10 protein-coding genes are annotated in these 12,596 nt (G+C 56.5%); 7 read left to right on the top strand and 3 right to left on the bottom strand.

Features of this window, described 5'->3' with window-relative positions; genetic code table 11:
• Positions 1-94 precede the first annotated feature (94 nt).
• From chvE to ABWV47_RS17445, 7 genes are all read left to right on the top strand, one after another.
• Positions 95-1,147, top strand: a complete 1,053-nt coding sequence (gene chvE, locus ABWV47_RS17475; RefSeq protein ID WP_353314215.1) for a multiple monosaccharide ABC transporter substrate-binding protein — start codon at positions 95-97, stop codon at positions 1,145-1,147.
• 66 nt (positions 1,148-1,213) lie between these two features.
• Entirely contained in the window at positions 1,214-2,734 is a 1,521-nt protein-coding gene (gene mmsA / locus ABWV47_RS17470; RefSeq protein WP_353314213.1) for a multiple monosaccharide ABC transporter ATP-binding protein, read from the top strand.
• Positions 2,735-2,745: 11 nt separating this feature from the next.
• Positions 2,746-3,981: a multiple monosaccharide ABC transporter permease gene (gene mmsB / locus ABWV47_RS17465; RefSeq protein WP_353314211.1), complete on the top strand. Its 1,236-nt coding sequence runs from the start codon at positions 2,746-2,748 to the stop codon at positions 3,979-3,981.
• A 1-nt stretch (position 3,982) separates the two neighbouring features.
• Entirely contained in the window at positions 3,983-5,725 is a 1,743-nt protein-coding gene (araD, locus tag ABWV47_RS17460; protein ID WP_353314209.1) for an L-arabinonate dehydratase, read from the top strand.
• Positions 5,725-6,654: a Gfo/Idh/MocA family protein gene (locus ABWV47_RS17455; protein WP_353314207.1), complete on the top strand. Its 930-nt coding sequence runs from the start codon at positions 5,725-5,727 to the stop codon at positions 6,652-6,654. Before araD ends, ABWV47_RS17455 begins: the two co-directional genes overlap by 1 nt.
• A gap of 66 nt (positions 6,655-6,720) precedes the next feature.
• Positions 6,721-7,638, top strand: a complete 918-nt coding sequence (locus ABWV47_RS17450; RefSeq protein ID WP_353314205.1) for a dihydrodipicolinate synthase family protein — start codon at positions 6,721-6,723, stop codon at positions 7,636-7,638.
• A gap of 13 nt (positions 7,639-7,651) precedes the next feature.
• Positions 7,652-9,166: an aldehyde dehydrogenase (NADP(+)) gene (locus tag ABWV47_RS17445; protein ID WP_353314203.1), complete on the top strand. Its 1,515-nt coding sequence runs from the start codon at positions 7,652-7,654 to the stop codon at positions 9,164-9,166.
• 281 nt (positions 9,167-9,447) lie between these two features.
• Here ABWV47_RS17445 and ABWV47_RS17440 read toward each other — a convergent pair whose 3' ends face one another.
• Genes ABWV47_RS17440 through ABWV47_RS17430 form a run of 3 tightly spaced genes read right to left on the bottom strand, consistent with a single transcriptional unit; the run spans position 9,448 to position 12,475 of the window.
• Positions 9,448-10,371: a glucokinase gene (locus ABWV47_RS17440; RefSeq protein ID WP_353314201.1), complete on the bottom strand. Its 924-nt coding sequence runs from the start codon at positions 10,369-10,371 to the stop codon at positions 9,448-9,450.
• 52 nt (positions 10,372-10,423) lie between these two features.
• Complete coding sequence (locus tag ABWV47_RS17435) at positions 10,424-11,188, bottom strand: ATP-binding cassette domain-containing protein (protein ID WP_353314199.1); 765 nt, start codon at positions 11,186-11,188, stop codon at positions 10,424-10,426.
• A 21-nt stretch (positions 11,189-11,209) separates the two neighbouring features.
• The gene (locus tag ABWV47_RS17430) at positions 11,210-12,475 is read right to left on the bottom strand and encodes a sugar ABC transporter permease (protein WP_353314197.1); all 1,266 of its coding nucleotides are present in this window, start codon (positions 12,473-12,475) and stop codon (positions 11,210-11,212) included.
• Between the last annotated feature and the right edge of the window lie 121 nt (positions 12,476-12,596).

The raw sequence follows: 12,596 nt of genomic DNA, 5'->3' as shown, positions 1-12,596 counted from the left end.
GTTTTTTTACGCTAGGCAAGGGAAGAGCTTAATTGCTCGCAACAGGGAAACGCGTGGGACGTCTTAGTTTAAGCGCGATTTTAGGGAGGAAAATATGACACTTACACGCCTGCTTACAACAGCAGCAGTGACGGCCCTCGTGTCGGGTGCCGCATACGCTGAAGGTACAATTGGGATTGCAATGCCGACGCAATCTTCTGCTCGCTGGATTTCTGACGGAAACTCTATGGTCGAGCAATTCGAAGCTGCCGGCTACGAGACGATCTTGCAATATGCTGAAGATGATATCCCCAACCAGCTTGCTCAGATCGAAAACATGATCACCAACGATGTCGATGTTCTGGTCATCGCTGCGATTGATGGCACGACCCTCTCGAATGCGCTGGAAAATGCACATTTCGCGGATATTAGCGTCATCGCCTATGACCGGTTGATCCGCGACAGCGCATACGTCGACTACTATGCGACATTCGACAACTTCAAAGTGGGTGTTCAGCAAGCAACATCGCTGGTGAGCGGCCTATCAGAACGCTTTGGCGATGGACCATACAATGTTGAGCTGTTCGGCGGCTCGCCTGACGACAACAACGCCTATTTCTTTTACAATGGCGCAATGTCTGTCTTGGACCCTCTGATCGCAGATGGCACGGTCAATATCGTGTCCGGCCAATTGGGCATGGAAACAGTGGGGACGTTGCGTTGGGACGGTGCTGTTGCACAGGCGCGCATGGATAACCTGCTATCTGCTCATTACACGGATGACACCATCCACGGTGTTCTGTCTCCTTACGACGGGCTGTCTATCGGTATCATTTCTTCGCTTAAGGGTGTGGGGTATGGGTCTGGTGATCAGGAGATGCCAATTGTGTCCGGTCAGGATGCAGAGCTGCGCTCGGTCAAGTCCATGCTTGCCGGAGAGCAGTATTCCACCGTTTTCAAAGACACGCGTGAACTTGCACGGGTGACTGTAGGTATGGTTGATGCCCTGCTTGAAGGTGGTGAACCTGAGATCAACGACACGACCACCTACGACAATGGCGTCAAGGTCATTCCAAGCTACCTGCTTGAACCTGTGTCCGTCGACATCTCCAACTGGAAAGATGTGATCATCGGATCCGGTTATTACTCTATGGACGAAGTCCAGTAATCTGGCTCCTCCCTAGGTCTGTCCGTCTAAGGGCGGGCAGGCCTGAACTCCTTTAGAGACGAGATTATGGACGCGTTACTTGAAATGCGCGCGATCACCAAGGAATTCCCTGGTGTAAAAGCGCTCGATACGGTCAATCTGGCTGTTCAAAAAGGTGAAATTCACGCCATCTGCGGTGAGAATGGTGCCGGTAAATCCACCCTCATGAAAGTTCTGTCAGGTGTGTATCCGGCGGGAACCTATGACGGCGAAATTCATTATGACGGCGCGTTGGCAGAGTTTGACGACATCTCGGAATCTGAGGCGCGCGGTATCATCATCATCCATCAGGAGCTGGCGCTTGTGCCGCTTTTGTCCATTGCTGAGAATTTGTTTTTGGGCAATGAGCGCGCCAAAGGTGGCATCATTGACTGGCGGGACACGAACCGGCGCACGGAGGACTTGTTGCGCAAGGTTGGCCTGTCTGAACCGCCAAGTGCCATCGTCGACAAGTTGGGAGTGGGCAAACAGCAGTTGGTCGAAATCGCCAAGGCGCTGTCTAAAGAAGTGCGCCTGCTTATCTTGGACGAACCGACGGCCGCCCTTTCAGAGAGTGACAGCCAAGCCTTGCTTGATTTGATGCTAGAGCTGAAAGAGCAAGGCGTGACTCAGATCATCATCAGCCACAAGCTGAACGAAGTGCGCCGCGTCGCTGATACAGTCACAGTGATCCGCGACGGATCCACGGTATCGACGATGAATGCCGCCAAGGGCGAAATCACAGAAGACCGCATCGTTAAAGACATGGTGGGCCGCGACATGGCTGACCGGTATCCCACACGCGCCCGCACCGCAGGCGATATGCTGCTGGAGATCAAGGATTGGAATGTCTGGCACCCCGTCCACTCGGAACGCCAGATGATCAAGGACGTAAACTTGACTGTGCGCGCGGGCGAGGTGGTTGGAATTGCCGGATTGATGGGGGCAGGTCGCACCGAATTGGCCATGAGCGTGTTTGGGAAATCCTACGGGCGCAGCATTTCTGGCACGGTTGAGATGAAGGGCAAACCCGTCGACGTCAGCTCTGTTAGCAAGGCGATCGACGCAGGGTTGGCCTATGTCACAGAGGACCGGAAGTCGCTGGGGCTGGTGCTCGATGAAACGATCCAGCGCAACATTACACTGTCCAATCTACCTCAGGTATCGCGCAACGCGATCTTGAACGAGGCCAGTGAAACCAAGGTCGCCGAACAGTATCGCAAGGCCCTGAACATCCGCACGCCAAGTGTGTTTCAGCGTGTCATGAACTTGTCGGGGGGAAATCAGCAAAAAGTTGTTTTGTCCAAATGGCTTTTTGCCGAACCTGAGGTTCTGATCCTGGATGAGCCCACCCGCGGTATCGACGTGGGCGCAAAGTTTGAAATCTACGGGATCATCAATGACCTGTCCAAGCAGGGCAAAGGTGTTGTGATGATCTCGTCCGAAATGCCCGAACTCTTGGGCATGTGTGATCGCATTTACGTAATGAACGAAGGCGCATTTGTCGGTGAGTTGACCGCGGATGGTGCCAGCCAAGAGCGCATTATGTCGCTCATCGTGACCGAATAGGAGACCCCAACATGGAAGCAGCAGAACAGAGCGCCGAAGCGTCCAAAAAGTTGGGCATCGGGGAATACTTAATGCGGCACATGCGCGAATACGGGCTATTGTTTGCCCTGATTGCAATTATGCTCTTTTTTCAGCTGGTGACGAACGGCACGCTTCTCAAGCCCGTGAATGTGACCAACCTATTGTTACAAAACAGCTATATCATCATCATGGCGTTGGGAATGCTGATAGTCATTGTCGCAGGGCACATCGACCTGTCGGTGGGGTCGGTGATGGGCTTTGTTGGGGCATTGGCCGCGGTGATGATCGTTGAATATGATCAATCCACCGGCATCACCATTGCCACCTGTCTTGTCGCAGGCGGACTTATCGGTGCGGCGCAAGGCTACTGGATCGCCTATTGGAAGATCCCGTCCTTTATTGTGACACTCGCGGGTATGCTGGTGTTTCGCGGGCTATCGCTTTGGTTGCTTGAAGGGCAATCTCTCGGCCCGTTTCCGCGTGAATTCCAGATGATCTCAAACGGCTTTGTGCCTGATATCGTTCCTCAAGGTGTCTCTGACGCCGTGGCGGGTCTGCTTGGTGTGAAACGCATCAATGTTTTGTCGCTGTCCACAGGGATTATTGCCGCCTTCTTGATTACGTGGATGGGGCTTAAGGCACGTGAGCAGAACCGTACCCATGGGATCGAACTTGAACCCAGCGCGTTCTTTTATGCACGCATCGGTATCACTTCGCTGGCGCTGATCTTTATCTTCTACAAACTCTCGACCTTTCGGGGCCTGCCCAATGTATTGTTGACGATGGGTGTGCTGACGATCATCTATGCATTTTTCACAGAACGCACCGTCACGGGGCGCCGGATCTATGCCCTTGGCGGCAATGAAAAGGCCGCAAAGCTGTCTGGTGTAAAGACCGAACGTCTCACATTCCTCGCCTTTGCCAATATGGGTGTGCTGGCTGCTGCTGCGGGCATGGTGTTTGCCGCACGTCTGAACTCGGCCACGCCAAAGGCCGGTTTTGCCCTAGAACTGGATGTCATCGCGGCAGTGTTCATCGGCGGGGCGTCCATGTCTGGCGGTGTGGGGCGCATTGTCGGCGCGGTTGTCGGGGCTTTCCTGATGGGGGTTCTCAACAACGGCATGTCGATCCTTGGTATCGGGATCGACTATCAGCAAGTCATCAAAGGCCTTGTGCTGCTGGCCGCTGTTATTTTCGACGTCTACAACAAATCGAAGCAGACTTGAGATGACATTTAAACCCGCCCCATGGCCCCGCCTCCTGCGCTCCGCTGGATGGTATGACGGCAGCTCCAAAGACGTGATCTATCATCGCGGTTGGATGAAGAACCAGGGCTACCCAGACGACCTGTTCGACGGACGCCCTGTGATTGGCATCCTCAACACGTGGTCAGATATGACACCCTGCAATGGCCACCTTCGCGACCTGGCGGAGAAGGTCAAAGCAGGTATCTGGGAGGCCGGTGGGTTTCCGCTGGAAGTGCCCGTTTTCTCAGCGTCTGAGAACACCTTTCGCCCGACGGCGATGATGTTTAGAAACCTCGCCGCGTTGTCGATTGAAGAACAAATCCGTGGCCAACCTATGGATGGCTGCGTGCTGATGGTGGGGTGTGACAAGACCACCCCTTCGTTGCTGATGGCCGCTGCGTCTTGTGATCTTCCCTCCATTGTCGTGACCGGTGGTCCGATGCTGAACGGTTGGTTCCAAGGAGAACGGGTTGGGGCGGGCACACATTTGTGGCGGTTCTCGGAGGCAGTCAAAGCCGGAGAAATGACGCAGGAAGAGTTCCTCAACGCAGAGTCCGCGGTCACGCGGTCCTCGGGAACGTGCAATACCATGGGAACCGCGTCTTCAATGGCGTCGATGTCAGAGGCGCTTGGAATGGCGCTGTCGGGCAACGCCGCCATTCCGGCTGTTGACAGCCGTCGTCGTGTCATGGCGCAATTGTCCGGCCGACGGATCGTGCAGATGGTAAAAGACGATCTGAAACCGTCAGACGTTCTCACCAAAGAGGCGTTTGAAAACGCGATCCGCTGCAACGGAGCTGTTGGAGGCTCGACCAATACGGTGGTGCATATGCTGGCGATTGCCGGACGTATGGGTGTTGATCTGACACTGGACGATTGGGACCGTTGCGGACGCGACGTGTCGACGATTTTGAACCTGCAACCGTCTGGTGAGTATCTCATGGAAGAGTTCTTCTATGCGGGCGGCTTGCCTGTTGTTCTTAAGCGGCTCGCAGAGGCGAACAAGCTGCACAAAGATGCCCTGACCGTGTCCGGTGACACCATCTGGAACGAGGTGAAGGACGCGGTCAACTGGAACGAGGACGTGATCCGTCCTGCCGACAATCCCCTCACAGAAAAGGGCGGTATTGCTGTTCTGAAGGGCAATCTGGCCCCAAAGGGAGCGATCTTGAAGCCCTCTGCGGCGTCGCCACATCTGATGCAACATCGCGGCCGCGCTGTCGTGTTTGAAGACATCGACGACTACAAGGCGCAGATCAATGACGATGCGCTTGATATCGATGAGACCTGTATCATGGTGCTGAAGAACTGTGGCCCCAAAGGGTATCCCGGCATGGCCGAGGTCGGCAATATGGGCTTACCTCCGAAGGTGTTGAAGAAAGGGATCAAAGACATGATCCGCATTTCCGATGCGCGCATGTCGGGCACGGCCTACGGCACAGTTATCCTACATACTTCACCCGAAGCCGCCGCCGGTGGACCCCTTGCCGTTGTGCAAAATGGCGACATGATCGAGGTCGACGTAGAAGGGCGTGGTCTGCATCTGGATATCTCCGATACGGAACTGGCTGAGCGGTTGTCCAAGTGGCAGCCCCGGCATGAGACAGCGGATTCTGGTTATGCCTGGCTGCATCAAACCCATGTGGAAGGGGCCGATACGGGGGCCGATCTGGGTTTTCTGAAGGGATGCCGGGGCGCAGCTGTTGGAAAGGACTCCCATTGATGAAAATTGCACTTATGGGCATCGGTAAGATTGCCGTAGACCAACATATTCCCGCAATTGCGGCGTCTCCCGATTGGGAACTGGCCGCAACCGTGTCACGCCATGGCACGGTGGATGATGTCGAGGCCTTTACCGATCTTGAACAGATGCTGGCCACCAGAGGCGACGTCCGTGTGGTTTCTTTGTGCCTGCCACCCGTGCCACGATTTGCAGCGGCAACCGCTGCGATAAAGGCAGGGCGTCACGTGATGCTCGAAAAACCTCCCGGCGCCACGCTTTCGGAATGCCATTCCCTCGAAATTTTGGCGCGCAAGCAACGGGTGTCCCTGTTTGCGACGTGGCATTCGCGTGAGGCCGCGGGCGTGGCGGGGGCCAAAGCATGGTTGGCAGACAAGACCCTGCGCAAGATGACCGTTACGTGGAAAGAAGACGTACGCCGCTGGCACCCCGGCCAAGACTGGATTTGGCAACCCGGTGGTCTTGGTGTCTTTGATCCCGGCATCAACGCCTTGTCGATTGTGACCGAAATCCTGCCGGACCCCATCCATGTGGCCAACGCCGTGCTTGAAGTGCCTGAAAACTGCCAGACGCCGATTGCTGCTTCTATCGATTTCACCCACCCCGGAGGTGCGCAGGTTCACGCCGCCTTCGACTTCAGACAGCAGGGTGATCAAATCTGGAGCATCACGGCAGAGACCGATCAAGGCACGCTGATGCTGTCTGACGGGGGGGCATTGCTGTCGATTGATGGCACCCAACAGCTCGATGCAAACGACCGGAGCCTCACAGGAGAATATCCACGGCTCTATGCCCGAATGGCTGAGCTGGTAAGCCAAGGCGATATCGATGTCGACCTGGCACCGATGCGCCATGTGGCGGATGCGTTTACCCTCGGGCAGCGGGTCATGGTCGATCCGTTTGTTGAATAAAACTGATATTTGGCGTTCGGCGGGCACTGCCTGCCGGGCTGACCTGACACTCCAAGGAGACCCAGAATGCAATATCCTTTGACGGGCATCTTACCGGTTGCCCCCACGCCGTTCCATGCAGACGGGCGCGTTGACGAAGACGGTATGCGCCGCGTGTTGGACTGCCTGATTGACCAAGGGGTCGATGCGATCTGCATTTTGGCAAACTACTCAGAACAGTTTGTCCTGTCCGATGAGGAACGCGCCACGCTGACCCGCGTCAGCCTTGAGCATGTGGCAGGCCGTGTCCCTGTGATTGTGACAACCAGCCATTTTTCAACACAAATTGCTGTGGCCCGCGCGGTTGAGGCCGAGGCCATGGGCGCGTCCATGATCATGATGATGCCACCTTATCACGGCGTCGGGTTGGTGCCGGGGGAGGCGGGTCTGCTTGAGCATTTCCAAGCGGTGTCGGACGCGATCAATATTCCGATCATGGTGCAGGATGCACCGTTGTCTGGGGTCACGCTCAGCGTGCCTTTGCTGGTCAAAATGGCGCGAGAGATTGAGAATGTCAGCTATTTCAAAATGGAAACGCCTTTCGCCGCGGATAAACTCGCCGCATTGATTGAGGCAGGGGGCGCGGATATCGTCGGACCGTTTGACGGGGAAGAAGCGGTCACCCTGTTGGCCGATCTCGACGCGGGTGCGACCGGCACCATGACGTCGGCCCTGCAGCCAGAACTGATCCGGCCCATCGTAACGCGATATCTGGCGGGCGATCATGACGGCGCGCTTGAGCAATGGAAACTCTGCCTGCCGCTGATCAATCACGAAAACCGCCAATGCGGCTTGCGGGCCGCCAAGACGGTTATGATGGCGGGCGGCGTGATCGGATCTGACCATGTACGCCATCCTCTAAAGCCGATGTCAGATCGCACCAAATCCCGATTGTTGCAGCTTGCCGATGAGCTTGATCTCATCGCGATGCGTTGGGGCAAATAAGGAGAGCATGACAATGACATTTCAACCTCACGGAAAACACTTGATCGCTGGTGACTGGGTTGCCAGCGATGCCAGCTTTGCGTCAGCTCCGGCCAGTGGCGCGGTCCATACCTTTGCCGTTGCGACACCCGCTGATGTGGATCGTGCCTGTGTCGCCGCAGAAGAGGCTTTTTGGTCCTATGGCTACTCTAGCCGTGCCGACCGCGCTGCGTTTCTGCACGCCATTGCAGACGAAATCGAAGCCCGCGCAGATGACATAACCGCCATTGGAACCCAAGAATCCGGTTTGCCCGAAGCGCGGCTGCAAGGCGAAAGGGGCCGCACCACAGGCCAGCTGCGCTTGTTCGCTGAGCATATCCTGAAGAGCGATTATCTGGATGTTCGCCACGACGAAGCCCTGCCTGACCGGGCGCCAATGCCGCGCCCCGACCTTAAGATGGTGCAGCGGCCTCTTGGCCCGGTTGCGATCTTTGGTGCGTCGAATTTCCCGCTGGCCTTTTCGACCGCGGGTGGTGACACCGCGTCCGCCTTGGCGGCGGGCTGCCCGGTGGTCGTTAAGGGGCATCCGGCCCATCCCGGCACCGGGGAGATCATCGCCGAAGCCATTCACGCCGCGATCCAAAAATGTGGTATGGCGCCGGGCACATTCAGCTTCCTGCAAGGGGACACCCGTGAAATGGGGCAGGCCCTCGTGCGGCATCCGCTAATTAATGCGGTCGGCTTTACCGGATCCCTTGGTGGTGGGCGCGCCTTGTTTGACCTTTGTGCGCAGCGTCCTGTTCCGATCCCGTTCTTTGGTGAGTTGGGAAGCGTCAATCCAATGTTCCTGTTGCCTGAAGCGTTGAAAGCGCGCGGGGGAGATATCGCCTCTGGCTGGGCGGCGTCGCTGACGATGGGTGCGGGCCAGTTTTGCACCAACCCCGGCGTGGTTGTGGTGATCGACGGGCCAGATGCTGAGGCTTTCGCAAAGGCTGCGGCACAGGCGCTTGAGCCAATTGCCCCGCAGACCATGCTGACCGACGGAATCGCCCAAGCTTACCGAAATGGCCGCGACCGCATCGCGGCGACGTCCGGCGTCGATGATCTTTTCTCATCGACTTCCGAAGATCGCACAGCCTCTCCCAACTTGTTTACCAGCACAGGGGCGCATTGGCTTAAGAACAAGGACCTCGGAGAAGAAGTCTTTGGCCCTCTCGGGGTTGTGATCCGCGCCGCTGATGAGGATGAGATGATCAAGGTTGCCAAATCACTTGAGGGGCAGCTGACCTGCACTCTGCATATGGACGACGGCGATTTGGGTTTGGCTCAAACCTTGATGCCTGTGCTGGAACGTAAAGCGGGCCGCATCATGACCAACGGATTCCCGACGGGCGTTGAGGTCAGCGATGCCATGGTCCATGGAGGTCCTTATCCCGCATCCACCAACTTTGGCGCGACCTCTGTTGGCACCCTCGCTATTCGCCGTTTCTTGCGGCCCTTGTGCTATCAGAATGTTCCGAGTGGTCTTTTGCCGGATGATCTTGGCTGAGAGATGTCTGGTCGTTGAAGAAACTGGCGAGGGTTTGGGGTTGACGCGTGGCGCGCGTCGGCCCCGTCCCGCACGGTCGATGTCCAACCGACAATGGCAGCGCAGGCCGTCCGGGATAGCGGGCGGTTACGCTGCCGCGGGCTTCGCAAAGGCCGCTTTCCGTGCATAGCTGCCATAGGAGCATATGTCCTTGGTGTCTCGGACAGTCTGTCTTAACCCGCTGAGCGATTGCGCCAACAGCAGTTTGGGGGTCTGAAAGGTCTTTGCGGCGTCTTTGAAGTTTAGGCCCTTTGGGAAAGGTACTGCAGGCAACCTTCTAGAGCGGCTGCGTCATCCGTGATCAGGCTGATCGGGAAGGTTTCCGGCTTCACGATCCCATGTGTGTCGCCCGTCAGCTCTGAGATGAAGTCGGGCAGAGCGGCGGATGTGAGGATGCCGCGCGAGGCGGACCCGGCAAAAGCGATGCCGTCACGTGGCATGTATTGATGAATCATGGCCTGCGTCAGGCGTCCCAAGGCGCGGGCAAAAAGGCGCACGGTGCGAGTCGCATCAGCGTCGCCCCTTGCAAAGCTGTCGACAATTTCTTTGCCTCCAAGCTTTGCGCCGCTTGATGTTTCGTGCAGGCGTTCAAGCCCACGTCCGCAGAAACAATCCTCAAAAGTTTGGAACCGCTCCGCAGATGCGCCCAGTTCATCACGGAGCAATTTGCCGACTGTATAAGGCAATTCCGCATGCCCAAGCTCGGCCTCCATGGCGATGATGCCATTGTCGGATGTGCGACGCGTGGGGCTGACGTTAAAGCCTGTGCCCATCCCCGCAACCAAGGCCTGACCGTTGGTTGTGTCTTGACGGGTGCCAAACACGGGGTCGGTGGAAATGCGGGCAAGTGCGTAGCCGAGTGCGGAAAGATCATTGATGAGCTCTGCGTGGCTGGCATTGGTCTGGGCGCAGATTTGTGCCGTGTCCAGTGCCCAGCTGCGATTGGTCAACGTGCCCTTTCCCGCATGCACAGGGCCGGCTATGGCGATGCAAACCCCGGCGAGCGCGCCGGGGTTTGTTTTGGAAAGATAAGTTGCAAGGACGGCGTCAAAACTGACGTAGTCATCATTTGAGGCTCGCATCACGGTGCTCGCATCGACGCCAGATGAGGTCGCCAGAGCGAGACGAGTGTTTGTGCCGCCGATGTCACCGACAAGGTAGGTCATGCAACCGAAGCTTTCTTCTGATTTGTTTCGTAAATTCGTTTACCGAATTAAATCAGGTCTGAACAGTGACGCCTTCGGGGTTTTTTCCCAGAATGATCATGCCCAGAAGGTCATCATCAGTGACATCCTTTACATCAACGGTTCCGACAAGCTTGCCGTTTTTCATAACGGAGGCACGATCACAGAGCTCCATGACATCATGAATGTCGTGGCTGATCAAGAAGATGCCGATACCTTGGGATTTCAGCTGTTGAATGAGATCAGACACCATCTTGGTTTCATGTGGACCCAGAGCAGCCGTCGGTTCATCCATAATCAGGATTCGGGCATCAAAGTAGACCGCGCGCGCAATGGCGACCGACTGGCGTTGACCACCTGACAGCGCTGAGACAGGCTCTGAGAACTTTTGGAAGTTCGGGTTGAGCGTGCCCATGATCTTGCGGGTTTCAGCCTCCATTGCGTCGTCATCGACCATGCCAAGAGGCGTGGTCAGTTCGCGCCCCAAGAACAGATTGGAGGCGGCATCAAGGTTATCGGCCAGCGCAAGCGTCTGATAGATGGTCTCGATGTTATATTTTCGCGCATCCCGAGGGTTGTGGATTTCGGCTTTTTCGCCGTTGATGTAGATCTCGCCGCCGTCGGCCTGATAGGCCCCGGAGAGGATTTTGATCAACGTAGATTTTCCCGCGCCGTTGTGACCCAGAAGGCCCACAACTTCGCCCGGTTTCAAATCCACAGAGACGTGATCTACCGCGTGAATGCCACCAAAGGAAATTTGGATGTCGCGCATCTCTACGAGAGGGGTTTGGTTGTCCATATTGGTTCTCCCTAAGTCTCTTTATGCGCCGGTGCGGCGGCGATACACGATATCGACCCAAACCGCGAAAACCAGCACGACGCCGACAACGATGTTCTGAAGCGGTGCGTCAACACCAACAGAGGCCATACCAGATTGCAGCGATTGCATGATCAGTGCGCCAATCACAGCCCCATAAATGGTGCCTGCGCCGCCTGCCAATGCCGTGCCGCCAATGACGGCTGCCGCGATCACGCGTAGCTCGTCCAAGGTGCCAAGACCCACATCCACTGCGTTTAGGCGGGCAGAGGCGATGATGGCAGCGATGCCGGTGAGTGCACCCATTAGGGCAAAGATCTTCACAGTCAGCAGGCGGGTGTTGATACCAGACAGCTCTGCGGCCTCTGGGTTGCCGCCGGTGGCATAGATGTAGCGGCCAAAGCGCGTGCGTGTGGCCACGATGGTCATCACAAGCGCCACGACCAGCAGGATCACCACAGGAATAGCCACGCCGTGGTTCCAGACCATGCCATCGGTGTATTCGATGCCTTGTGCTTTGGTAATGCGCTTCATTGCGCCTTTGGGAATTGGATAGCTGTTCATGATCCAAACAAAGATCATGATGCCGCCTGCCGCGATGGCCAACAGAATGCCTTCAGCCCAAGCAGGTTTTACGTTGAAGCCGTGGTTGGCTTTGTTGCGACGGCTCATCAGCATCAACCCAATGGCCGCGATGGCCGCAACGATGCCGAAAGCCCAACTGAGGGTTTCACCCAACGTGCCTTCTGCACCGCCACCCAAGAGGCGGAATGTGGTGTCCAGTGGCGCTTGAGTTTGGCCTTTGGTCACCCACCACATCGCCCCGCGATAGACAAGCAAGCCACCCAGCGTCACGATAAAGGCCGGCACAGTAAGATATCCGATGATCCACCCCTGGACCGCGCCAAGCACGGCGCCCATCAGGATGGCGGTCAACACAGCAATGATCCAAATGGACCAATGGCCGAGGCCAAGCAAATCGGGCAACACCTGCACTTGCAGTGCGGCGACGGTCATACCGATGAAGCCCAGCATAGAGCCCACCGAAAGGTCGATGTGGCGCGTCACGATCACAAAGACCATGCCGGTGGCCATTACGGCGACTGAGGCGGTCTGAACAGAGATGTTGAAAAAGTTACGTGGTGAGAGAAAACGGCCTTCGGTGAAGACGCCGAAAACAATCCAGATCACCACAAGCGCGCCGATCATTCCAAGCAAACGAGCATCGAGGCCCAGTTTGCCGATCAGTGATTTCGTTTGGTTTTGCATGTTGCGTTACCTCTTCGGTCGCAGGCGTATAGCTGCACAGATACACTGTGCGATATCAGCCGCGACAGCAAAGTTTATTGCATATTGTTGGGGGGGGAGCGGTGGTTGTCCCTCCGCAGAA

The sequence above is a fragment of the Shimia sp. NS0008-38b genome (assembly GCF_040370365.1).
Taxonomy (GTDB): Bacteria; Pseudomonadota; Alphaproteobacteria; order Rhodobacterales; family Rhodobacteraceae; genus Shimia.
This window is presented reverse-complemented; position numbering and strand designations above follow the sequence as displayed.

What these genes read in the sequence shown, in the direction of transcription:
- chvE (WP_353314215.1), top strand. Translation starts at nt 95, where the DNA reads ATGACACTTACACGCCTGCTTACAACAGCAGCAGTGACGGCCCTCGTG.
- ABWV47_RS17435 (WP_353314199.1), bottom strand. Translation starts at nt 11,188, where the DNA reads ATGGACAACCAAACCCCTCTCGTAGAGATGCGCGACATCCAAATTTCC.
- ABWV47_RS17450 (WP_353314205.1), top strand. Translation starts at nt 6,721, where the DNA reads ATGCAATATCCTTTGACGGGCATCTTACCGGTTGCCCCCACGCCGTTC.
- ABWV47_RS17445 (WP_353314203.1), top strand. Translation starts at nt 7,652, where the DNA reads ATGACATTTCAACCTCACGGAAAACACTTGATCGCTGGTGACTGGGTT.
- ABWV47_RS17455 (WP_353314207.1), top strand. Translation starts at nt 5,725, where the DNA reads ATGAAAATTGCACTTATGGGCATCGGTAAGATTGCCGTAGACCAACAT.
- mmsB (WP_353314211.1), top strand. Translation starts at nt 2,746, where the DNA reads ATGGAAGCAGCAGAACAGAGCGCCGAAGCGTCCAAAAAGTTGGGCATC.
- ABWV47_RS17440 (WP_353314201.1), bottom strand. Translation starts at nt 10,371, where the DNA reads ATGACCTACCTTGTCGGTGACATCGGCGGCACAAACACTCGTCTCGCT.
- araD (WP_353314209.1), top strand. Translation starts at nt 3,983, where the DNA reads ATGACATTTAAACCCGCCCCATGGCCCCGCCTCCTGCGCTCCGCTGGA.
- ABWV47_RS17430 (WP_353314197.1), bottom strand. Translation starts at nt 12,475, where the DNA reads ATGCAAAACCAAACGAAATCACTGATCGGCAAACTGGGCCTCGATGCT.
- mmsA (WP_353314213.1), top strand. Translation starts at nt 1,214, where the DNA reads ATGGACGCGTTACTTGAAATGCGCGCGATCACCAAGGAATTCCCTGGT.